16 protein-coding genes and 1 riboswitch are annotated in these 21838 nt (G+C 71.4%); of the genes, 9 read left to right on the forward strand and 7 right to left on the reverse strand.

Annotated elements, in window-relative coordinates; all coding sequences use genetic code 11:
• The first annotated feature begins 147 nt into the window (after positions 1-147).
• Positions 148-933 (forward strand): class II aldolase/adducin family protein, encoded by a 786-nt coding sequence (locus ACIRPT_RS16260; RefSeq protein ID WP_403827475.1) that lies wholly within the window; start codon positions 148-150, stop codon positions 931-933.
• 149 nt (positions 934-1082) lie between these two features.
• Here ACIRPT_RS16260 and ACIRPT_RS16265 read toward each other — a convergent pair whose 3' ends face one another.
• On the reverse strand, positions 1083-1841 hold the full coding sequence (locus ACIRPT_RS16265; RefSeq protein WP_403512367.1) for a hypothetical protein: 759 nt from the start codon (positions 1839-1841) through the stop codon (positions 1083-1085).
• A gap of 994 nt (positions 1842-2835) precedes the next feature.
• On the opposite strand from ACIRPT_RS16265, the gene ACIRPT_RS16270 reads away from it, so the two are divergent.
• On the forward strand, positions 2836-4116 hold the full coding sequence (locus ACIRPT_RS16270) for a hypothetical protein (RefSeq protein ID WP_403827477.1): 1281 nt from the start codon (positions 2836-2838) through the stop codon (positions 4114-4116).
• Between the two features lie 196 nt (positions 4117-4312).
• Positions 4313-4858: a TQO small subunit DoxD gene (locus ACIRPT_RS16275; protein WP_403827479.1), complete on the forward strand. Its 546-nt coding sequence runs from the start codon at positions 4313-4315 to the stop codon at positions 4856-4858.
• Between the two features lie 68 nt (positions 4859-4926).
• Here the strand turns inward: ACIRPT_RS16275 and ACIRPT_RS16280 are convergent, their stop codons facing one another.
• A complete protein-coding gene (locus ACIRPT_RS16280) occupies positions 4927-5133 on the reverse strand; it encodes a hypothetical protein (RefSeq protein WP_403512358.1) in 207 nt (68 codons plus the stop codon).
• Positions 5130-6569 carry a PspC domain-containing protein gene (locus ACIRPT_RS16285; RefSeq protein WP_403827481.1) on the reverse strand — a complete coding sequence of 480 codons (1440 nt, stop codon included), beginning with the start codon at positions 6567-6569 and terminating at the stop codon, positions 5130-5132. The genes ACIRPT_RS16280 and ACIRPT_RS16285 overlap by 4 nt, the downstream gene beginning before the upstream one ends.
• Positions 6570-7117: 548 nt before the next feature.
• On the opposite strand from ACIRPT_RS16285, the gene ACIRPT_RS16290 reads away from it, so the two are divergent.
• From ACIRPT_RS16290 to ACIRPT_RS16305, 4 genes are all read left to right on the forward strand, one after another.
• A complete protein-coding gene (locus tag ACIRPT_RS16290; protein WP_403827483.1) occupies positions 7118-8737 on the forward strand; it encodes a serine/threonine-protein kinase in 1620 nt (539 codons plus the stop codon).
• A 271-nt stretch (positions 8738-9008) separates the two neighbouring features.
• On the forward strand, positions 9009-10292 hold the full coding sequence (locus ACIRPT_RS16295) for a PspC domain-containing protein (RefSeq protein WP_403827485.1): 1284 nt from the start codon (positions 9009-9011) through the stop codon (positions 10290-10292).
• A gap of 125 nt (positions 10293-10417) precedes the next feature.
• On the forward strand, positions 10418-11206 hold the full coding sequence (locus ACIRPT_RS16300; RefSeq protein WP_403827487.1) for a LuxR C-terminal-related transcriptional regulator: 789 nt from the start codon (positions 10418-10420) through the stop codon (positions 11204-11206).
• 253 nt (positions 11207-11459) lie between these two features.
• Positions 11460-12584, forward strand: coding sequence for an alpha/beta hydrolase (locus ACIRPT_RS16305; protein ID WP_403827489.1), 1125 nt, complete (start codon positions 11460-11462; stop codon positions 12582-12584).
• 242 nt (positions 12585-12826) lie between these two features.
• Here ACIRPT_RS16305 and ACIRPT_RS16310 read toward each other — a convergent pair whose 3' ends face one another.
• Positions 12827-13915, reverse strand: coding sequence for an NlpC/P60 family protein (locus tag ACIRPT_RS16310; RefSeq protein WP_403827491.1), 1089 nt, complete (start codon positions 13913-13915; stop codon positions 12827-12829).
• 233 nt (positions 13916-14148) lie between these two features.
• Between ACIRPT_RS16310 and ACIRPT_RS16315 the strand changes: the two genes are divergently transcribed.
• Entirely contained in the window at positions 14149-14502 is a 354-nt protein-coding gene (locus tag ACIRPT_RS16315; RefSeq protein WP_403827493.1) for a hypothetical protein, read from the forward strand.
• A 257-nt stretch (positions 14503-14759) separates the two neighbouring features.
• Here ACIRPT_RS16315 and ACIRPT_RS16320 read toward each other — a convergent pair whose 3' ends face one another.
• Complete coding sequence (locus tag ACIRPT_RS16320) at positions 14760-15926, reverse strand: NlpC/P60 family protein (protein WP_403827495.1); 1167 nt, start codon at positions 15924-15926, stop codon at positions 14760-14762.
• 7 nt (positions 15927-15933) lie between these two features.
• A riboswitch (cyclic di-AMP (ydaO/yuaA leader) is annotated at positions 15934-16118 on the reverse strand.
• Between the two features lie 207 nt (positions 16119-16325).
• On the opposite strand from ACIRPT_RS16320, the gene pcrA reads away from it, so the two are divergent.
• Positions 16326-18821, forward strand: a complete 2496-nt coding sequence (gene pcrA, locus ACIRPT_RS16325; protein WP_403827497.1) for a DNA helicase PcrA — start codon at positions 16326-16328, stop codon at positions 18819-18821.
• Between the two features lie 74 nt (positions 18822-18895).
• On the opposite strand, the gene ACIRPT_RS16330 is transcribed toward pcrA, so the two are convergent.
• Both ACIRPT_RS16330 and ACIRPT_RS16335 read right to left on the reverse strand, forming a co-directional pair.
• The gene (locus tag ACIRPT_RS16330; protein ID WP_403827499.1) at positions 18896-20653 is read right to left on the reverse strand and encodes a peptidoglycan DD-metalloendopeptidase family protein; all 1758 of its coding nucleotides are present in this window, start codon (positions 20651-20653) and stop codon (positions 18896-18898) included.
• A gap of 223 nt (positions 20654-20876) precedes the next feature.
• Positions 20877-21770 carry an esterase/lipase family protein gene (locus tag ACIRPT_RS16335; protein WP_403827501.1) on the reverse strand — a complete coding sequence of 298 codons (894 nt, stop codon included), beginning with the start codon at positions 21768-21770 and terminating at the stop codon, positions 20877-20879.
• Between the last annotated feature and the right edge of the window lie 68 nt (positions 21771-21838).

Here is a 21838-nt window from a genome sequence, read left to right on the forward strand (position 1 = left end):
GGTGGCGGACGTTCCTCTTCCGGACGGCCGGTCATCCTGCGCGTTCGAGCGCTGATGCCCGTCACAGCCCTGGCCCTCTGTCGTACCGGAGGGTAGCTTCCGCCCTGGGGGAGTGCTGTGAGCCGTACGTGCCAGAGGAGAGCCGTGATGCCCGAACCGACGCCCATACCCACCGAACTGCTGCAGTTCGCGATGCCGCCGACGCACGAGAGCGTCGACGACGAGCGGCGGTACCGCAAGGAGCGCCTGGTCGCGGCGCTGCGCCTGTTCGGGCGCTTCGGCTTCGAGGAGGGCGTGGCGGGCCATATCACCGTCCGCGACCCCGAGTTCACCGACTGCTTCTGGGTCAATCCCTTCGGGATGTCCTTCAAGCACATCACCGTGAGCGATCTGATTCTGGTCAACCACGAGGGCAAGGTCGTCGAGGGCCGCTATCACGTCAACCAGGCGGCGTTCGCGATCCATTCCCAGGTCCACCAGGCCCGCCCGGACGTGATCGCCGCGGCCCACAGCCACTCCACGTACGGCCGGGCGCTGTCCTCGCTGGGCGAGCTGCTGGAGCCGATCACCCAGGACGTCTGCGCCTTCTACGAGGACCATGCGCTCTTCGACGACTACACGGGCGTCGTGGTGGACGAGGAGGAGGGCCGCCGGATCGCGGCCGCGCTCGGGCCGCACAAGGCCGTCATCCTGCGCAACCACGGGCTGCTGACGGTCGGCGACTCGGTGGACGCGGCGGCCTGGTGGTTCATCACCATGGAGCGGTCCTGCCAGGTCCAGCTGACCGCCAAGGCGGCCGGCAAGCCGGTGCCGATCGACCACCACAACGCGGTGCACACGCGCGAGCAGCTCGGCAACGATCTGGTGGCGTGGATCAACTACCAGCCGCTCTATCAGCAGATCGCGCGGAGCGAGCCGGACCTTTTCAACTAGCCGGATCGAGTGTGCCGGTCGGAATGAGCGGGACCGGATGAGCCGGACCGGCTCGACCGGTTTTTGTGGGTGCCCTACGGGGCGGGGGAGCGGCCCGTAGGGCACCGGATCGGGAGTGGGGGGACCGGATCAGCGTGGGCGGCCCCGGCTCACAGGTGGGGGAACAGGTCGGTGAAGGCCTGGGACCCGGCGGAGATGCCCCGGCTGAACGGGGCGTCGAAGTCCCAGACGAGGAACAGCAGGAAGGCGATCAGCGCGCTGAAGAGCCCGGCCATCAGCAGCTCACGCGTCGAACGCCGGATCTGCAGGGTGAAGATGAGGCCGATGGTGATGGCCGCGCCGGCGATCAGCCCGAACCACACCACTCCCGGAAGCGTCGAACCAGCGGCGTCCGCACGGCTGTTGCGGGCGTCGTCGGCCGCCCCGACCTGATCGACGAGCGGCTGGTAGGACTGCCCCTCGTAGTCGTCGCGGGGATGGTAGTCGATGACGTCGGCGCGGACCTTCGCCAGCAGATCCGTACCGCGTCGGGTCAGTTGCTGCTGCTCGGCCATGATCGGCCATTCCTTGTGGACGACATAGCTCACATACGCGTCGACGTCCGAGCGGATGCGGTCCCGTTCCGGCGCCGGGTACGCCGCCGCCCGCACGCTGACCTCATGGAGGGCCTGCGCCTCGGTCCGGACGATGTCCTCGGCGGCGCTGCGGGCCTCCCAGACACCGGCGATGGCCAGGCCCAGGACGATCGCATAGACCACCCCCACCATCATCGTCATGTACTCGATGACATCGGGTGTCTCGGACGGGTCGTCGTCGTCGCCGATCCGGCGTTGCCTGAGGACCGTGATGGCCAGGACGACGCCGCAGGCAGCGGCCATGGCGATGGTCAACACCAGCCATTGCGACATGGAAACCTCCTACGAGGAACGGCGCCCGGCGGAACCGGACGAGGAGCCGGAACGGGGACGAAGGGCGGCGCCCGCCAGCACGGCCGGGGCGGTGACCAGCAGGGTCCTGGTCACCAGGGAGCGCCCGGACCGGGGCTTGTGGGTCACCGGGGGGCGGCTGTGCGCGAGGACGACCCGGGGCGGAGGCGCCGGGACCTTCCGGGGGGTCGGCTTCGGCGACGGAGGGTCGCTGTGCCGGGGCGGCGGGGGTGGAGGCGGGGGTGGAGGCGGTGGCGGTGGAGTCGGAGGGGGCGGTGGTGGCGTCGGCTTCGGCGGCGTGATGCGCGGCCGGGGGGCCGGTGCCGGGGGGTGCGGCCGGGGCGTCGGGGTGGCCGACGTACAAGGGAAGTGCCAGCCGTGCGGCATCGGGAATTCGGTCGGGACGTCGATGGGCGGGCGCGTTCCGGCGTAGGCGCAGTTGTCGCCCTCGTGGTGGCCGTGGTGGCCGTGGTGGCCGGGGTGTCCGCGGTGTCCGGGATGGCCAGGGTGGCCGGGGTGGCCGGGGTGTCCGGTGACGGTGCTGTGGTGAGGCGTGAGGCGGTCGTGAGCCATTGCTGAGGGGGTCGGGAGCGCCAGTACGGCGAGTCCTGCGGGCACGGTGAAGGCGGCGGCCGCCAGGCATGCCGCAATCCGGTGTGATCTCTCTATTTCCCACACGCCGGAGAGCCTGCACAGGCGGGGCGCGAATCAGCCGTCATTCCGCGCGGTTTCCCCCGAAGGTGGTAAGTGCCGGATTTGCGGGCGTACTTGGCGATCGAGTGTGCCATCTGGGCGCCAGGCATCCGGCGTCAACCTTGCGGCGGGCCGCGCCCCCCGGCGCCAACTGGCCGTTTGGCAGGTTGCCCCGCCATCTGAGGCACAATTCCCGTCCAGGAAAGACAAGTTGAGGATGGCCATGGCGCGCGAGGCGTGGCCGGGGCCATGACGGTGACGAGGGTGCGGGGCGGTAGCGGACGTGTCTGTTGAGGCGGCGGGCAGGGTGGCCGGAACGGGCGAGCCGGAGGGCGACGGCGGCTGTCTGTGCGGACGGTGTCCGCACGGCGCCCGCGCGGGGCATCGGCAGGCGGTTGCCGCGTTCGTCGCGCTGCGCGAGGACTTCGCCGCCGGCCGGGGCGTACCGGCCGGGCTCGCACACTCCGCCGGCGCCGCCCGGCAGTGGGTCTCCGATGAGCTCACGCTCTCCGCCCGGCTGCTGGCCGAGCGCGCCACCGCCGAAGGCGTCGCCTGGCTCGCGGCCGTACAGCGGCGGACGCTGCTGGTGGTGTGGGCGGCGGTGGCGGCGCTGCTGCTCGGGCAGGCGCTGACCGCCGTCGGGACGGGCTGGACGCCGGGCCGCACGGCGGGGCTGGTCGCGGCCCTCGCGCTGGCGCTCGCCCTGACGGTGGCGGCCTGGCGGCATCGCGCGCAGGGCGGCGCGCTGGCCCCGCTGATCGGTGCGGACCGGCGGCTGTCCACCTCGCGGGCGGTCGCGGCGGGCTGGCTGACCGTCGTCCTGTATGGCGTGCTGATGACGGCCGTCCAGCTGGCGGCGACGGGGCCCCGGGGGCGGCGTCACCTCCTGGACGGGCTCGAGCTGCCCCGCTCCGGCGGCCTGCTGGCGGCGCTGTTCCTCGGCTGCGCGGTGGCGGTGCTGGCGCACGCCCTGGTGGCCGTACGGGTCCGGGCGGGGCGGCTGCAGAAGGTCCCCGCGGAACGGCCGCGGGCCGCCGATCTGCTGGCCGACGACGCGGGGCGCGGCAGCTTCCCCGATGCGCAGTATGTGCTGGTGAACGGGGTCGCGATCGGGTGCGCGCTGGTGTGTCTGGCCCGGCGGCCCGGTCAACTGCCGGATCTGCCGTGGGGCTTGGTGGGGCTGATCCTGCTCTCCGCGGTCACCTATCTGGCAGGGAACGCGGTGAGCGGCGGTCGTCCGGTCATCCTGTCGGTCGTCCGGTCCCGGGAACTGGGCGATCTCGCCGCGCCGATCCGTACCGGCGATGACATCGAGATCCGCGGCACCGGCTTCGTCCCGCCGGGCGCCGGGACACCGGACCGGCTGGCCCGCACCGTCGTACGGATCGGCGCGGTGTATGTCCCGGTGCCCCTGGTGCCGGTGGCAGGTGGGTTCGCCAATCCGACGGATGGCGTGCTGACCGTGCCGGTACCGGTCGATGTGGAGCCGGGACGGGTGGAGGTCCGGGTGGTCACGGCCGCGGGCGTGGAGACGGCCGGGTATCCGATCGACGTCCAGGAGTAGGCGGGCGGCGGGCGAGCGTGGCACGTCGGCTGCCGGGCGGACGTGGGCCGTCGCGCGGGCGTCGGACGGTGGTCGGGCGGTGGTCGGACGGACGTCGGCTGGTTGAACGCGATACCAAGGTGCGTACGTACCTCCCCAGGAGGCGCCGGCGCAGGCACAATCGTCAGCGCTCGGTGGCAACGGAGAGGCGGACGTCATGGTGCACGCGAATCGTACGGTCGGTGCCGATCTGGCAGGTACGGGCCTCGGTGGTTCCGCCACCGGGGTGCGAGGGCGGCTCGGGAGCCATGCGCTGCTCCCGTTGCGGCTCTTCCTCGGCATCACCTTCGTCTATGCGGGGCTCGACAAGCTGCTGGACTCCGGGTTTCTGGCGGCCCGGGGGACCGGTTCGCTAGGCGCCCTGCTGGGCCAGGTCCATGACACGGCGGCGCTGCCGGTGCTGGTGGACCTGGCGCAGAAAAGCCCGGTCGGCTTCGGCTATGCCATCGCCGTCGGCGAGCTGGCGGTGGGGCTCGGGACGCTTTTCGGGCTGCTGGGGCGGCTGGCGGCGTTCGGCGGCGCGCTGATATCGCTGTCGCTGTGGCTCACGGTGAGCTGGTCGACCACGCCGTACTACTACGGCAATGACCTCGCCTATCTGATGGCCTGGATCCCGCTGGTGATGGCGGGCACGCCGAAGTTCTCCCTGGATGCGGTGCTGCGGAACCGGCGTAACCGGCACGGGGCCCAGTTGTTCGGGTGAGCCGGGCCGGCGACCGGACGGGCGTTGACGGCAGTCGCCGGGCCGGTGGCTCGGCGACTGCCGCCGTGTCAGGAGCCGTTCGCCCTATGGCGGCGGGTGGTCGCCCAGACGGCGGCGGTGACGCCGGAGAGCAACAGGCCCGCGGGGACGGCGAGGAAGAGCCAGGGGCCGGGGGCGTGCCAGACGCCGAGGGCGTCGAGGCCATAGCCGGCGCCCACGGCGAGGGCGGTGACGCCCGAGACCAGACGGGCGGGTTCGAAGGGGTGGCGCATCATGAGGCGGCTCCCTGGGGGGCGGTCGGGGGCGCGGGCGGAGTGCCGGCCGGGGCGGTGGCCGGGGCGGTGCGGATGTCGACCTGGCCGGCGCCGACCTTGAGCTCCAGGTCCAGGGTGCCGCGTGGCTTCTCGCCCTTCTTCAGGCCGGTGGCGGGCAGGGTGACCGTCCGGTCCTGATTGCCGGCGGCGATGTCCATGTCGTGGGTGCCGTCGCCGGGCAGCTGGAGATCGCCGAGGCCGAGCGAGACATGGACGGTGGTGGTGACGCCCCGCGGTAGCGTCACCTGGAGGCGGCCGGCGCCGACCTCCGCGCTGGTGCGGACCGTACGCCCGTCCTTGAGCGGCAGCCCGCCGAGGTCCAGCCGGCCGTCGCCGGAGCCGAGCGCGTAATGCCGCTGGACGGCGGAGAGGCTGGTGGGGGACCAGGTGCGCTGCTGCCACTCGGCGGTGATGTTGTCGGGCAGGACGGTGGCACCCGCCAGCAGCGCGGCCGTCACGACGACCATGAAGACCGTGCCCCCACCCGTCCGGCCCAGCCAGGCACTGGCCACCAGCCCCAGCCCGAAGACCACCAGCGCACAGGACAGGCCCGCTTGGAGCGCGGGTGCGAGGGCGTCGTGCCGCGAGACGGCGACGGCGGCGCCCGCGCCGGCGAACAGCGCCAGCAGGAACGTCCGGCCGCCTATGGAGCGCCCCGCACGGGCGCCGGGACGTGGGGCGCGGTCGGGAGCGGGTATGGGCGGCCGGGGGCGGTCCCTGACGGACCAGTCACCGCGGCGTCCGGATTCCCCGTAACGGCCGTGCTCGAATTCGTACGTGACGTCGAGCGGTGTCTTGTCGGGGCCCCAGAGATAGCCCAGGCCCGCGGTCGCTTCCCTGGAGCGCGGGTCCCGCCACCACGACGGGCTGTTCGGCGCGGGCGGCGCCTGGGTCTCGGGCGGGGCGTCGGCGACGGCCTGGGCGGTCGCGGCGTCCATCGACTCCAGGCCCTCGGCCTCCGCCTGGTGGCGCCGGCGCGACCAGTAGGCGGAACCGGCCACGGCCAGCGTCAGCATGATGACGAAGGACAGCACACTGCCCTTGCCGAGGGTCGTCAGGAACAACCCGCAGCCCACCAGCGCGAACAGCAGGGCCGTCAGCGCGGAGCCCTCGACGCGCCCCGACAGTAGCCTGCGGCCTTCGTTCTCCTCCTCGCCATCGAGCGGAATGATCAGCCAGGCGAAGCCGTAGGCGATCAGTCCGATGCCGCCGGAGACGGTGAGGACGGCCAGCACGACCCGGAAGATCACCGGATCGAGATCCCACTGCCGGCCCAGCCCGCCGCACACCCCGGCAACCACCTTGTGCCGCCGGCTGCGGCGCAGCGGCGGATGCGGCGGGGTGGGACCGGCGGGATCGGTGGGCGCCGACTCCTCGACGGGGGCTGCTTCGTTCATGGCCCCATGGTGACAAGGGCGGCGGGCCCACGGCATCCGTGGAAACCCTGGCAGATCCCTGAGATCGGCCCTGAGAAGTCCTGGGGAAACCCTGAGAAGTCCCCGGGAGGCCCGGAGAGGGTGCCTGCGGAGACCCTGATGGGTGGCCGAGTGAGGGCCTGAGAGGTGCCTGAAAGGTCCTTGAGAGGCGCTCTGAGGCCCGTACGGAGCCACCCGGCCGGGCTATGGCGTCCCGCCCCCGCGGCCGCCGTCCCCGCGGTCGGTTTCCCCGCCCCGCCTGCCGGTTTCGGCATCCCCGCTCGCTCTTGCGGTCCCGCGTGCGCGTGCGCAATATCCGGATTCGCCCCCCGAGACCGTCAGGTGACCCGAAAATGAGGGGTCGACGGGCGGTGGCCGGGGGCCGATAAGTCGACGCCGGAGACTATCGTTGCGCCCTGTATACGTACGGGCTTCCGAAGGGGCATGCGGTGGCGGAGGCGGCGTCAGTGGACGAGGGGCGACTGGTCGCCGGGCGGTATCGCCTGGTTGAACGGATAGGCCAAGGCGGTATGGGCACCGTCTGGCGGTCCCGGGACGAGCTCCTGGGCCGCCAGGTCGCCGTCAAGCGTCTTCATGTATCGCCCCAATTGGAGCCGGACGAACTCGCCACCCGCTACGAGCGCACCACCCGGGAGGCGCAGGCCGCGGCCCGTATCAACCATCCCAATGTGGTGGGGGTGCACGATGTCGTGGACGACGCCGGGATGCCGTGCATCGTCATGGAGTACGTCCCCTCCACAACGCTCGGTGACGCCATCAAGGAGGCGGCGGGGTCGGGCCGTTCGATCCCCCCGAGGGAGACGGCGCGCATCGGGCGCGGCATGATCGCGGCGCTGCGGGCCGCGCACTCCGCCGGGGTGCTGCACCGTGACGTCAAGCCGGGCAATGTGCTGCTCGGCGAGAGCGGCCGGGTCGTGCTCACCGACTTCGGGATCGCGGTCGCCTCCGGGACCTCCACGCTCACCAAGACCGGCGAGCTGGTGGGCTCCATCGACTACTTGGCGCCCGAGCGGGTCAAGGGCGGCAGGCCGGGGCCCGCGTCGGATCTGTGGGCGCTGGGAGCGACGCTCTATCAGGCCGTCGAGGGGCGGCCCCCTTTCCGTAAGAACACCGCGGTGGAGACGGCGTATTCCATCGCCATAGATCCGCTGGAGCCGCCGCGCAACGCCGGGTCACTGACCTCGCTGATCGAGGCGCTGCTCGCCAAGGAGCCGGAGGACCGGCCGACGGCCGACGTCGTCGAGCAGGCGCTGCGCGCGGCGGAGGCGGAGGCGGACACGACGGTGCTGGGCCGCGGCGCGCTGTACCCGGCGGCCGGGACGGCCGGCGGGGACGCGGCATTCGGGGAAGTGACCCGGGGCGACACGACGGCGGCGTCGACCCGTCGCGCACCGCGGGCCGCCTCGGCCGCCGCGGTTGCTACGACCGCCTCGGCTGCTGAGCCGGAGGCCGTACCCGATTCCCGCACGGAGGCCGCCGTTCTCCGGCCCCCCACGAAGGGCCGCCGCCGTGCGGTCCTCTGGGGCGTCGTGGGGGCCCTCGCCGTCCTGGGCGCCGCGGGCGGCATCCTCTATGCGACGGGATATCTGCAACAGCCGGCCGACGACGCGGCAGGAGGTCCGGTGCAGCCGCAGACCCACGCCGAAAAGCCGAAGCCCGGCCCTTCTCCGACGAAACTGCCGCCGACACCGGAGGGATATCACCGCGTCACGGAGAAGAAGTTCGGCGTCTCCTTCCCCGTGCCCGACGGGTGGAAGCGTGACGCCAAGCCGGACCGGAACGAGGTCAACTACATCGACCCCACCAGCCTGGTCTGCCTGAAGGTCAGCGTGCTGAGCTTTGCGAGCTCGGACAACGTCAAGCATTTCCACGACGTTGAGCGCCAGCTGCAGGCGAAGCAGGCCGGGTACGACCGTATGCGACTGCAGGACACGACATTCCGGGGCGATCCCGCTGCCATCTGGGAGTTCCGTTTCCAGGGTAGGGCCCGCAAATTCCGGGCGGTGGACCTGGGATTCGGGCGCGAAGGGGAGAATGAATACGCCATCTACCTTGCCGCGCCAGATGCCGAGTGGGTGAAGTATGCGCCCGTATTCACCGCCGCGCGCGACGGATTCAGCTACAAGTAGCGCATCACGCATTTTCGGTTGCGCGAAACCCGGAGGGGTGGCCGGCGTCGGGCGCTGCCGCCGCGGTACCGGTGCCGGCGGACCCGTCGGCCACACCCGGCGCGGCTGCCGACCGGGCCGGAACGATCGATGGCCGGTTGTTCGACCGCTCCCTGTGGCCTTCCTGTGGGGAGCGGTCTCGGAACAGGCCGGTGGCCCGAGGGGGAACTCCGGGTCCACTCAGGGTCGACCCTGATGCCCCGGCCGCCCCCGCCGTGTGACGATCGGACACATGACCACCGCACCACCGCGTGCAGGGACGCACCACGCCCCGGCGCCGGATCCCGACGAACCGCCCGTGCGCAAGCTCTACCGCAGCGCCGACGGGCGGCTGCTCGGTGGCGTCGCGCGTGGGCTCGCGGGGCATCTCGGCCTGCCGGTCTCCTGGGTGCGGATCGTGTTCGTGGCGCTCTTCATGGCCGACGGAATGGGCGCCCTGCTCTACGCCGCGTTCTGGTTCTTTGTGCCGCTGGGCGTCGGCGGCGTGGAGGCCCGGCGCCCCGCCGCCGGCGACGACAAGCGAAGGCTGCGGGGCCGCAGGCCCGACAAGGGCCAGGTCTTGGCGCTGGTCGCGCTGCTGGCCGGCGCCTCGATCGTCGCCTCCAGATTCCAGCTGGGCCGGGCCAACGGCTATCTCTGGCCGGTGCTGCTGATCGGCGTCGGTGTGGCGCTGGTGTGGCGTCAGGCGGACAACTCCCGTCGCGCGCAATGGCTGGAGCTCGGGCGCCGCAAGGGCCTGCTGCCGGTGCTGCGCGGCGCGGCCGGCGTCGCGCTGGTCGGCGTCGGCGTGACCGGCATCGTCGTGCTCCAGGGTTCGGTGCGCCACCTGGGCTCGGTGCTCCAGGCCGCGCTCGCCGTCGTCGTCGGCATCGCCCTGCTGGCCGGCCCCTATCTCGTACGGCTCATGCAGGACCTCTCCGAGGAGCGGCTGATGCGGATCCGCGCCCAGGAGCGCGCCGAGGTCGCCGCCCATGTCCATGACTCCGTCCTGCACACCCTCACCCTGATCCAGCGCAGCGCCGACGACCCCCGCGAGGTGGCCCGGCTGGCCCGCGCCCAGGAGCGCGAGCTGCGTGCCTGGCTGTACAAACCCGAGGGCCGCGGCAAGGAGGAGGACGAGGAACCGGCGACCCTGGCGGATGCGGTGCGCAAGGCCGCCGCCGAGGTGGAGGACCACCACGGCGTCCCGATAGAGGTCGTGGTCGTCGGCGACTGCCCGCTCGACGAGGCGCTGGACGCCCAGATGCAGGCCGCGCGCGAGGCGATGGTCAATGCCGCCAAGTACGGTGGCGAGGGCGGCGCGGTGCAGGTGTTCGCCGAGGTGGAGGGCCGTACGGTCTTCGTCTCGGTGCGCGACCGCGGCCCCGGATTCGACCTGGACGCGGTCCCCGCCGACCGGATGGGCGTACGGGAATCCATCATCGGCCGGATGGAACGCAACGGCGGCACGGCCCGGCTGCGCTCCGCCCCCGAGGGCGGCACGGTCGTGGAGCTGGAGATGGAGCGCAAGGAGTGAACGGGGCGGCGGGCCGGCGGCGGGCGGCAGCGCGGCCGGTGGCGATACGGCCGGGGCGCGGGATCATGACGGGGCGGGTCATGGCGGGTCATCACGAAACAGGCAACGAGGGACGGACGGACGACATGAGCAGCGACGGCGCCCGGCAGGGCCAGACACCGCGGGGCGAGACGGACCGGGGCGAAGCGGAGCAGACCGACGTGGGTCGGAGCGACGCGGAGCGGAGCGAGACCGCCGGCGGGGCAGCCGGGGAGCGGACCGTACGGGTCGTGCTGGTCGACGACCACCGGATGTTCCGTACGGGCGTCCAGGCGGAGATCGGCGTGACCGAGCGCACCCGCGTCGAGGTGGTCGGCGAGGCCGCCGACGTCGACCAGGCGATCACGGTCATCACGGCCACCCGCCCCGAGGTCGTCCTCCTGGACGTCCACCTCCCCGGTGGCGGCGGCGTCGAGGTGCTGCGCCGCAGCGCCACGATGATGGCCGACGCCGACCGCCCGGTCCGCTTCCTCGCGCTCTCCGTCTCCGACGCCGCCGAGGACGTCATCGGCGTCATCCGCGGCGGTGCCCGCGGCTATGTCACCAAGACGATCACGGGCACGGACCTGGTCAACGCGATCTTCCGGGTTGCCGATGGCGACGCGGTCTTCTCCCCGCGGCTGGCCGGCTTCGTCCTGGACGCCTTCGCCTCCTCGGACGCCCCGCCGATCGACGAGGACATGGACCGCCTCACCCAGCGCGAGCGCGAGGTGCTGCGGCTGATCGCGCGCGGATATGCGTACAAGGAGGTCGGCAAGCAGCTGTTCATCTCGGTGAAGACGGTGGAATCGCATGTCTCGGCGGTGCTGAGGAAGCTCCAGCTGTCCAACCGGCATGAGCTGACGCGCTGGGCGGCGGCCCGGCGGCTGGTCTGAGCGCGGACGCGGAGGCACAGCGAACGGCGGACGCGGACGCGGAGGCACAGCAAAGGGCGCACGCAGAGGCATGGCGAAAGCCGTACCGAGGCCGTACCGAGAGGCGCGGCGAGGTGTCGTAAAGAAGGGCCAAAGACGGGCAACCAGGACCACGCGGATCACCATCTAAGGGCGCGGAGAGGCTCACTGCCGAAGGCGGGGCCAGAACCACACCCCACGTCCTTCGCGTACATGTCCTGGAAGCGAGACCCCGATGAGCCTGACGGGCACGCCCTTCTTCCTCACCTCCCTCGCGCTTCTGACAGCCGCCGTCATCCTGCCGCTCGTCCTGTGGGGACGGATAGCCGGGCCGCCCCTGATACGTACCCTCGCCCGGCTGCTGATGCTGCTGTTCGCCCAGGTCACCGCCATCACCGTGGTGTTCGTCCTGGTCAACAACGCCAACAACCTCTACGACACCTGGGGCGACCTGCTCGGCACCGACAGCCACATCCAGGCGGCGCAGGACCTGGGCCCGGACGGGCTGGGCGGCCGGAAGCTCAAGAACGAGCCCAAGCAGCTCCAGCGCTTCCGCCCCGCGGACGACGCCAGGATGGGCCCAGGTGTCCAGATGACCGACCTCAAGGGCCGGATCTCGGGCGTCAGCGGCGAGGTCTACGTATGGCTGCCGCCGCAGTACAACGACCCCGCCTACCGGAACAAGAAGTTCCCCGTGGTCGAGCTGCTGCCCGGCTACCCCGGCTCGGCCAAGGCCTGGTACGGAGCGCTGCACGTCGGCGAGCAGCTCCGCCCGCTGATGCAGCGCGGCGAGATCAAGCCGTTCATCCTGGTGTCTCCGCGGACGAACATCCTCACCGGCGCCGACACCGGTTGCGTCAACATTCCCGGCAAGGTCAACGCCGACAGCTGGCTGACCGTCGACGTGCGCCAGATGGTCATCGACAACTTCCGGGCCGGCGGCAGGCCGGACTCCTGGGCGCTGGCGGGCTATTCGGCGGGCGCGCACTGCGCCGCCAAGCTCGCGCTGTCTCACCCGGACCGCTACCGCGCCGCCGTCGCCATGTCCGGCTACAACGACCCGGCACTGGAGCCCGACTCCCTCGCCGGCAAGGACCCCAAGCTGCGCATCGAGTCCAACCCGCTGCACATCCTGAAGGCCGCCAACGCCGCCGGCCGGCCGCCGCGTACGGCCCTGTTCGTCTCGGGCGCGGCGGGCGACGGCTACCAGGCGGGCATCGGCCTCCAGCAGATCGCGAAGCGTCCGACGACGGTTACCGTGCAGCAGATCGCGGCCAACGCGGGCGGTCACACGACGGCGGTGTGGCGCACCCAGGTGCCGGAGATCTTCCGGTGGCTCGGCCTGCAGGTCAGATCCTGAGAGCGCCGCACCAACCGGCCGCGAACTGGCCGAAGACAGAGCCCCCGGGGCGGCACCCCTGCGGAGGCGGAGGGCCCATCGGGTGCTGAGGGGCTGAGAGGCTGTCAGCCACCGTGGGCGCGGCCCGTGTCGACGTAGCTGCCGGCGTGCGGCCGTACTTCTCCGGTGCCGCGTACACACGGGACTCGGTAACGCCGGTCTGACGGCGACGTCGACTTCTGAGGCCGGCCCGCTGCCGGGGATCAGGCCGGCCGGGTCGCCGCCGCGAAGGGCATCTCGTCGATGGGGGCGATGCGGACCGGGGCCCCCGGATGCGGGGCGTGGATCATCTTGCCGTCGCCGATGTAGAGGCCCACATGGCTGATCCCGGAATAGAAGAACACCAGGTCACCCGGGGCGAGCTGGGACCGGTCGATGCGCGGCCCGGAGCCGATCTGGGTGTAGGTCGTGCGGGGCAGCGAGACGCCGCCGGACTTCCAGGCGGCCTGGGTCAGGCCGGAGCAGTCGAACGCCGAGGGGCCGGTCGCGCCCCAGACGTACGGCTTGCCGAGCGCGGCGTAGGCGAACGAAACGGCGTGCGCGGCACGGGAGTTGGGCGCCTGCGCTCCGGCGTCGTCCGGGGCCCCGGACGGGTCGGCCTCGGGCGTCATCCGCCGCCGCTGCTGCTCCGTCAGCCGGTTGAGCAGCGCCTCGGCGGAGTCCAGTTTCCGTACGATCGTGACGCGTTGGCGCCGCAGCGTGCCCTCGGTGCGCTCCAGCCGCTCCGCGGTGGCCTCGGCGCGGTCGCGGATCTGACGGACGCTGCCGAGCCGGCGCGCATATCCGGCCACCGCGTTCGCCTGATGGCTGCCCGCGCGCTCCAGGATCGTGGCGCCGTCCAGATAGCGCTGCGGATCGGCGGACATCATCAGCCGTACGGTCGGGTCCACGCCGCCGGAGCGGTACTGGTTTCCGGCCATCGTGCCCAGCTGGGCCTTGGCGGCGTTGAGTTTCTGGGTCCGGCGGGCGGCCTCGTCCTGGAGCCGGCTCAGCTCCGCGCGTGCGGCATCGGCCTGTTCCTTGGCGCCGTTGTAGTGCTGCGTCGCCACCTCTGCCTCCTGGTACAGCGCGTCGACCCGGCCCTTGACCTGGGCGGGGGTGGGGCGGGGAGCGGCCTGGCCGGTGCCGTCGAAGGCGGCGACGCCCGCGGCACCGGCAAGGGCCAGGGCGGCGGCCGTACGGGCGGTGCGGGCCGTACGGGCGGTGCGGGCGGTGCGGGCGGTGCGGGCGCCGCCCAGCGGTGCCGGCGGGTGCTGCTTGGTCTTGCGGTGCGACGCCACGGTGGCCGTCACTTCCTTCCGTACGGGCCGCGCATTCGTCGGCCGCCTGGAGTGAGGACGGTAAACCTGCACGTCACGGCATAGCGCCCAGTTGGCCGGAATTGACGGCTTTCGACCGCGAGTGGCGGGCGGATGAGCGAGTGTCCGCCGCGTACGGGGCCGTGCGCGGCCTGCCATGATCGAAGCGGCGATTACCGGCGCCCTGCCGGAAGGCGCGTGATATGCGGCGGATACGATCCCGCACTATGGACGTAGTAATCAATATCTTCGTCGGCCTGCACATCATCGGCATCGCCTCCCTGCTGGGCGGCTTCCTCACCCAGATGAAGGCGATGAGCGCGGGGGCCGCCCGCTTCGTGCCGGCCATGCTGCACGGCGCGCTGACGATGCTGGTCACCGGCATCGTGCTGGTCGGGCTGAACCAGGCCCAGGACCAGCCGGTCAACAACATCAAGATCGCCATCAAGATGGCCGTCCTGGTGGTGATCCTGGCGCTGGTCTACGTCAAGCGGGACGAGGAGAAGATCGCCAAGCCGCTCTTCGGTGCCGTCGGCGGGCTCACGATGGCCAACATCTTCATCGCGGTGCTCTGGACCTGAGACCGGCCCTGCGGAGTTCGGCTCCGGCCGCCCGGAACCCGGCTTCGACGCCCGCACCTCGGCTCCGGCGTCCACCCCGGCCCCCGGACCGGGCACCCGCTACATACGGCTCACCGCGCGGTCGTCCCTTCGAGAGGACGACCGCGCGGTGGCGTGTGGGGGGTGGGTCCGGGGCAGTTGTGCGGTAGGGGCCTGCGGCCCCCTTAGGGGAGCCCCGTAGGGGGCGAAGTCGTTCGAACCAGCCGCTCAGCCGCCGCTCAGGCCGGCCGCACGCTCCCGTAGATCGGGTCGTAGTAGATCGACTCCACCCGGACGTTGGCGCCCGGGTGCGGTGCGTGGATCATCTTGCCGTCGCCTATGTAAATGCCTACGTGGCTGATGTCGTCGAAGAAGAACACCAGGTCACCGGGCTTGAGGTCGCTGGTCGCGACCCGCTGGCCGACCTTGACCTGGTCCCACGTCGTACGCGGCAGATCGACCCCGGCCGCCTTCCACGCCGCCGCGGTCAGGCCCGAGCAGTCGTAGGAGCTCGGGCCGGTCGCGCCCCAGACGTACGGCTTGCCTATCTGGGCGCGGGCAAAGGCGAGCACCTTCTCCACCTGGGTGGAGCTGGTCGACCCGCCGCTGGTGGAGCCGCCACCGGTCGAGCCGCCGCCCGTCGTGCTGCCGCCGCTCTGGCGCTGCTGGCGCTCCTTCTCCGCCTGCTGGCGCGCCTTCTCGGCCTGCTGCCGCGCCAGCTCATCGGCCCGGCGCTTGGCGGCCGCCTCCTTCTGGCGCTCCAGCTCCGCCAGCCGCGCCTTCTCCTGCGCGGTCAGCCGGGACAGCAGCTGCCGCGCCTCGGCCAGCTTCTCCTGGACGGACCGCTTGGACTCCTGCAGCGAGGTCTGCGTCCTCTGGAGCTGCTCCAGGCTGGAGGTCGCCTTGGCCCGCTGCCGGGCGGCGGCCGCCTGCTGCTCCTGGTAGTCGGTGACCGCCTGCTTCTGCCGGCCGGTGAGCCGCTCCATCAGGTGCGTACGGTCGAAGAATTCCTGCGGGTCCTTGGCGAGCATCAGCTGCGTCGTGGGGTTCATCCCGCCGGTGCGGTACTGCGCGGAGGCGAAGGTGCCCAGCTCGCGCCGGGACTCGTTCATCTTCTGTGCGCGCTTGGCGGCGGCGTCGAGCAGGCCGTTGACGGTGGCGCGCTGGTGCTCGGCGCCCTCCTTGGCGGCGTTGTACTTCTGGGTGGCCACCTCGGCCTGACGGTAGAGCCCGTCGACCTTCTGCTTGACCTCTTCGATGGTGGGCTTGGGAGCCCTGGGGGCGGCGTCGGCGGACTGCGAGAGCAGGGTGACCGAGGCGAGGGCGGCAGTGGTGAGCCCGGCGGCCGTACGACGGCTCCCGGGCGAGGTGAGTATGCGGGTGCGCGGCTTGCGGTGCGACGCCAAGGCCGGCGACTCCTTCCGTGGACCGCCTACCGGGTTAGCTGTCGGGTTCGGGCGGTGTCGATGACGGAAGGCTTGCCCTACGGTCGATGCGTCCGCTGCTGGCGGCCGCACCGGCCGATTCACCCCGGTGGTGCTGGTGGGTCCCCGGCTCCGGGTGCCTGGTGGCAGGGCCGGACTCGGCGGAGGCGGCCCGTGCAGACGCTGTCGTCCGCGGGGAAACGGGCTGCCCGAGCAGGCACGGTAGCCAACTCGTGTGACTCCTGTGAAGGCTGATGTTCGATATGCCCGAAACCTTTTTGTGACCTTAACGCGATCTCGGGGATGCGGGCCGCGGGCCGGGGGCCGGATCTGGAGAGGTGGCGGCGGGCTGTCAGTGCGGCGGCCTAGACTCGGTGGGCGATGAGCAGCCTCTTTGACGACAGCTTCCTGGCGGACCTCGGCCCCAAGCACGAGGACGAGCCCCCGCCGCCCCCCGAGGACGAGCACGGCCCGGCCCCGGAGGAGATTCCCGCTGACCTCTTCGACGGAAAGTTCCACGGGAATTTCGACGCACCGGTGCCCCAGGAGGCGTACTACCGCGACGGCGCCGCCCGCCCCGTCGTCGACCCCGCCGCGCTGCTCGAGGGGCTCAACGACGAGCAGAAGGCCGCCGTGGCGCATCACGGCAGCCCGCTGCTGATCGTCGCCGGCGCCGGCTCCGGCAAGACCCGGGTGCTCACCCACCGCATCGCGCATCTGCTCGCCGAGCGCCATGTCCACCCCGGCCAGATCCTCGCGATCACGTTCACGAACAAGGCCGCGGGCGAGATGAAGGAGCGCGTCGAGGACCTCGTCGGGCCCCGCGCCAACGCCATGTGGGTCTCCACCTTCCACAGCGCCTGCGTCCGCATCCTGCGCCGCGAGTCCAAGAAGCTCGGCTTCACCTCGTCCTTCTCGATCTACGACGCCGCCGACTCCAAGCGCCTGATGGCCCTGGTCTGCCGCGACCTCGACCTGGACCCCAAGCGCTTCCCGCCCAAGTCCTTCAGCGCGAAGATCTCCAACCTCAAGAACGAGCTCATCGACGAGGAGACCTTCGCCGGGACGGCCGCCGACGGCTTCGAGAAGACCCTGGCCGAGGCCTATGCGATGTACCAGTCGCGGCTGCGCGAGGCCAACGCCCTGGACTTCGACGACATCATCATGACGACGGTCAATCTGCTCCAGGCCTTCCCGGATGTCGCCGAGCACTACCGCCGCCGCTTCCGCCATGTCCTCGTCGACGAGTACCAGGACACCAACCACGCCCAGTACACCCTCGTCCGCGAGCTGGTCGGCCCGGGCACGGACGAGATGCCCGCCGCCGAGCTGTGCGTCGTCGGTGACGCCGACCAGTCGATCTACGCGTTCCGCGGCGCCACGATCCGCAACATCCTCCAGTTCGAGGAGGACTACCCGGACGCCACCACGATCCTGCTGGAGCAGAACTACCGCTCGTCGCAGACGATCCTGTCCGCCGCCAACGCCGTCATCGAGCGCAACGAGAACCGCCGCCCCAAGAACCTCTGGACCGACGCCGGCGCCGGCCCCAAGATCACCGGCTATGTCGCGGACACCGAGCACGACGAGGCGCAGTTCGTCGCCGACGAGATCGACCGGCTCACGGACGCCGGAGACGCCAAGTCCGGCGATGTCGCCGTCTTCTACCGCACCAACGCCCAGTCCCGCGTCTTCGAAGAGATCTTCATCCGGGTCGGGCTGCCCTACAAGGTCGTCGGCGGCGTGCGCTTCTACGAGCGCAAGGAGGTCCGCGACGTCCTCGCCTATCTGCGGGTGCTCGCCAACCCCGAGGACACCGTCCCGCTGCGCCGGATCCTGAACGTCCCCAAGCGCGGCATCGGCGAGCGCGCCGAGGCCATGATCGACGCCCTCTCCTCCCGCGAGAAGATCACGTTCCCGCAGGCGCTGCGCCGCGTCGACGAGGCGTACGGCATGGCCGCCCGCTCCGCCAACGCCGTCAAGCGCTTCAACGTCCTCATGGAGGAGCTGCGCACGATCGTGGAGTCCGGCGCCGGGCCCGCCACGGTCCTGGAAGCCGTCCTGGAGCGCACGGGCTATCTCGCCGAGCTCCAGTCCTCCACCGACCCCCAGGACGAGACCCGGATCGAAAACCTCCAGGAACTCGCCTCCGTGGCCCTGGAGTTCGAGCAGGAGCGCGGCGAGGAGAACCCGGGCACGCTCTCCGACTTCCTGGAGCAGGTCGCGCTGGTCGCCGACTCCGACCAGATCCCCGACGAGGACGAGGACGGCAGCGGCGTCATCACGCTGATGACCCTGCACACCGCCAAGGGCCTGGAATTCCCGGTCGTCTTCCTCACCGGCCTCGAAGACGGCGTCTTCCCGCATATGCGCTCCCTGGGCCAGACCAAGGAGCTGGAAGAGGAGCGCCGGCTCGCCTATGTGGGCATCACGCGCGCCCGCGAGCGGCTCTACGTCACCCGCTCCACGATGCGCAGCGCCTGGGGCCAGCCCTCGTACAACCCGCCCTCGCGTTTCCTGGAGGAGATCCCGGACGACTATGTCGAGTGGCGGCGCACGGGTCCCGCCACGCCGTCCGCCTCGATGGGCGGGCTGTCGTCGCGCGGTGGCGGTGGCGGGGGAGGCTTCGGCGGGGGCATCGGGTCCTCGCTGTCCTCGTCGCGCGCCAAGGGGCCGAGCGGCTTCGCCACGCGCCGGGCCACGGACCGGCAGGTGGCCTCGCTGGCCGTCGGCGACCGCGTCACGCACGACAGCTTCGGCCTGGGCACGGTCGTCGGCGTCAAGGGCAGCGGAGACAACGCCGAGGCGACCATCGACTTCGGCGGCGAGAAGCCGAAGCGGCTGCTGCTGCGGTACGCGCCGGTGGAGAAGCTGTAGCGGTACGCGGCGGGGCCTCGGCGTAGCGGTACGCGGCGGGGCCCCTGCGGTACGTCAGCCGAAGTGGGCGCCGGTTAATCCGGGTTGAGGCCGTGGCTGTGCAGCCACGGAATCGGGTCTATCGCCGAGTCGCCACCGGGCCGTACCTCGAAGTGCAGATGCGGGCCGGTGGAGTTGCCGGAGTTGCCCGAATACGCGATCTGTTCCCCGGCCTTGACCGAACCGGAACGGATCTTGGTGCTGCTGAGGTGGCAGTACCAGGTCTCCGTGCCGTCGGGCGCCGTCACGATCGCCATGTTGCCGTAGGCGGAGTTCCACTGGGTGCGTACGGTGCCGTCGGTGGCGGCCATGACGGGGGTGCCGTAGCTGACCGGGAAGTCGATCCCGGTGTGTACGGACATCCAGTTCACGCCGGCCTGGCCGAAGAGCGCGCTCAGTCCGTGCTGGGTGACCGGCAGCACGAACTTGGGCCGCAGCGCCTCCTTGCGGGCCGCCTCCTCCTCCGCGCGCTGCTTGGCGAGGGCCTGGCGTTCCTTGAGGTCGATCCGCTCCTGGGTGCGGTTGGCGCGGTCGCCGAAGTCCCGGGCGTCCGCGCTGAGTCCGGCGAGCTGGGTGTCGAGCTTCGCGTTGGCCGCGGACGCCTTGACCGACCCGGGGTCTCCCGCGGCCTGGGCGGGCTTGTCGTCCTTCTTGTCGTCCCCGACGAAGCCGGTGACGGACGCGGCCGCGGCCGCGCACACGCCCATGGCGGCGACGGAGGGCACGGCGACGGTCAGCAGCGCCGAGCGCTTGGCGGTACGGCGGCGGCCCCGGCCGCGCACGGCCTTCCCCGGCGCCGGCCCGGCGACCCGCCGCGCGGCGGGGGCCGCGGGGGTGACCGGCATGGCCTGGGTCATCGCCTCGGCCACGGACGCGGCGTCGGGGGCGTCGGGAACGGGCTGGTGAGCGTCGTCGGGCGCCTCTGCGGGAGCCGGGATCTCGGCCTCGAACTGCACCGATTCGTAGGGCGTGGGGCCGGCCTGCGTGGGGATGTCGGCGATCAGGTCCCGGTCCGTCGTGGACCAGATCGCGGTGGCCTCGAAGCTGCCGGTGGCGTGATCAGTGGTGGCGTGATCGGCGGTGTCATGGCCGGGAGCGTCATGGCCGGCGGCGTCGTAACCGGTGGTGTCGTAGCCGCCGGTGGCGTAGCTGCCGGTGCCGTAGCCGTCGGCGCTGTACGTACCGGTGCCGTACGCGGGCTGCTCGTACTGCGGGTGCTGCGCGTACTGCTCGTATTCCGGATAACGCTGATCGTGCTGATCGTGCTGCGGGTACGGCTCGTGCCCGGCGTTCTCGTATGCGGTGTGGGCGTACGGGTCGTAGCCGTCGGGGACGCCGGTCTCGTAGCCGCCGGTGCCATGGCCATCAGGGGTGTAGGCGCCGGTCGTTGCGTAGCTGCCGGTGGCGTAGCCGAGGGCGTCGTACGTGCCCGTGTCGTAGCCGGTGGTGTCGTACTGACCCGTCTCATAGGTGCCGGTGTCGTAGGCCGAGGGGCTGTACGCGCCGCCGTTGTACGTGCCGGTGTCATAGGAGACGGTGCCGTACGCACCCGTGTCGTACGCGGCGGTCCCGTAAGTGCCGGTGTCGTACGTACCCGTCTCGTACGTGCCGGTCGCAGCCGCTTCGTACGTGCCCGTGTCATGGCCGACGGCGTCGTACCGGCCCGTGTCGTACGAGCCGGGGAGCGAGCCGAAGAGAGGGTCGCCGTCGTCGTACTCGGGGTATCCGGACGCGGAGTGCTGCTGCCCGTAGGAGTCATAGGCCGGGTAGCCCGATGGGTGACGGTCGTTCACCAACTTCTCTTTCGCCTCGGCAGCAGGAGAATTAGCGGCGACTGTACCCGGCGGTACGCAACGGCGACAATCTTCAACAGGTTTCCGACTCGACGAGAAGGGGCATTTGGCCGCCTTTCGGGAGCGCGTATGCGAGTTCTTGGCGCGTCGTTCGATGCTTGTTCGAAGAAACGCCAAGATCCAGTCGCGCGCGGGGGGTGCCGCGGCGTTGCGTGCGATGCATTCAGGCCACCGAAATGGCGTTTTCTCTGCCCTCCGTGCCCCGCTTCGAGGTCAGCGCCTGGCGTATTCCGGCCGCTACGGTGCCGCTGACCGGTAGCGCGAGATGTCCGATACCGGAGACATGGACGTTCTGCGCGAGCAAATCCGGGTGATCGATTCGGGCCGTCCGGGCCGGCACCATCACCTGGTCCGCATCGCTCCAGAAAGCGATGAACCGCGTCCGGCAATTCGGTGCCGGCAGCGACAACTCCGCTATCACCTCCGAATTGGGCCGCATCTGGCGGACGATCGGGTGCGCCGACATCAGGGGCGCGATGCGGGTGCCGGAGTGCGGGGTGCCGAGCGTGATCAGGGTGCGGACGCGGGCGTCGCCGCCGAGGCGCTGGACGTAATAACGGGCGATGAGCCCGCCGAGGCTATGGCCCACGATGTCCACCCGGCGGTGACCGGTCCGGGCGCACACGGCCTCCACATGGCGGCCGAGCAGCTCGGCGGTCTTGCGGAGATCGCAGGTCAGCGGGGAGTAGTTGAGCGCCTCGAGGTGGCGCCAGCCGTGCCGGCGCAGCGCGCGGCGCAACAGGACGAAGACCGAGCGGTTGTCGATGAAGCCATGGAGAAGGAGGACCGGCGGATGGGCGCGTCCTTCCGTCGGCAGCAGCGATGGGGTTCCCCCGCTCTCGACTTCTCTCGAGAGGGGGGCACTCCCGTCGCCGGGCGTGGCGGGCGTGGGAAGAGCGATGGGCTGCTCCTGGGAAATGCCGGTGGGGTAGAGGAGCAGATGGCCGGCGAGGACCACCAGGTCCACGACGGTGCTGCGGAGCAAGAGGGTGAGGGAGGGGGGATGGGTGGGGAGGGGGAGGGGCGTGGGGGGAGGCGCGGGGAGCGCAGGCTGCATGGTCGACCTCCCGGAGGGCATGCGGGAGGCGCGCTCAACGGCGTGATGGTGGCCCGGCTGCGGCTTCC

Source organism: Streptomyces sp. NPDC101227 (genome assembly GCF_044767545.1).
GTDB lineage: Bacteria > Actinomycetota > Actinomycetes > Streptomycetales > Streptomycetaceae > Streptomyces.

Coding starts and splice junctions, on each gene's coding strand:
- ACIRPT_RS16275 (WP_403827479.1), top strand. CDS start 4,313: ATGGTGCACGCGAATCGTACGGTCGGTGCCGATCTGGCAGGTACGGGC.
- ACIRPT_RS16295 (WP_403827485.1), top strand. CDS start 9,009: ATGACCACCGCACCACCGCGTGCAGGGACGCACCACGCCCCGGCGCCG.
- ACIRPT_RS16265 (WP_403512367.1), bottom strand. CDS start 1,841: ATGTCGCAATGGCTGGTGTTGACCATCGCCATGGCCGCTGCCTGCGGC.
- ACIRPT_RS16335 (WP_403827501.1), bottom strand. CDS start 21,770: ATGCAGCCTGCGCTCCCCGCGCCTCCCCCCACGCCCCTCCCCCTCCCC.
- ACIRPT_RS16260 (WP_403827475.1), top strand. CDS start 148: ATGCCCGAACCGACGCCCATACCCACCGAACTGCTGCAGTTCGCGATG.
- ACIRPT_RS16305 (WP_403827489.1), top strand. CDS start 11,460: ATGAGCCTGACGGGCACGCCCTTCTTCCTCACCTCCCTCGCGCTTCTG.
- ACIRPT_RS16280 (WP_403512358.1), bottom strand. CDS start 5,133: ATGATGCGCCACCCCTTCGAACCCGCCCGTCTGGTCTCGGGCGTCACC.
- ACIRPT_RS16300 (WP_403827487.1), top strand. CDS start 10,418: ATGAGCAGCGACGGCGCCCGGCAGGGCCAGACACCGCGGGGCGAGACG.
- ACIRPT_RS16315 (WP_403827493.1), top strand. CDS start 14,149: ATGGACGTAGTAATCAATATCTTCGTCGGCCTGCACATCATCGGCATC.
- pcrA (WP_403827497.1), top strand. CDS start 16,326: ATGAGCAGCCTCTTTGACGACAGCTTCCTGGCGGACCTCGGCCCCAAG.
- ACIRPT_RS16290 (WP_403827483.1), top strand. CDS start 7,118: ATGGGCACCGTCTGGCGGTCCCGGGACGAGCTCCTGGGCCGCCAGGTC.
- ACIRPT_RS16285 (WP_403827481.1), bottom strand. CDS start 6,569: ATGAACGAAGCAGCCCCCGTCGAGGAGTCGGCGCCCACCGATCCCGCC.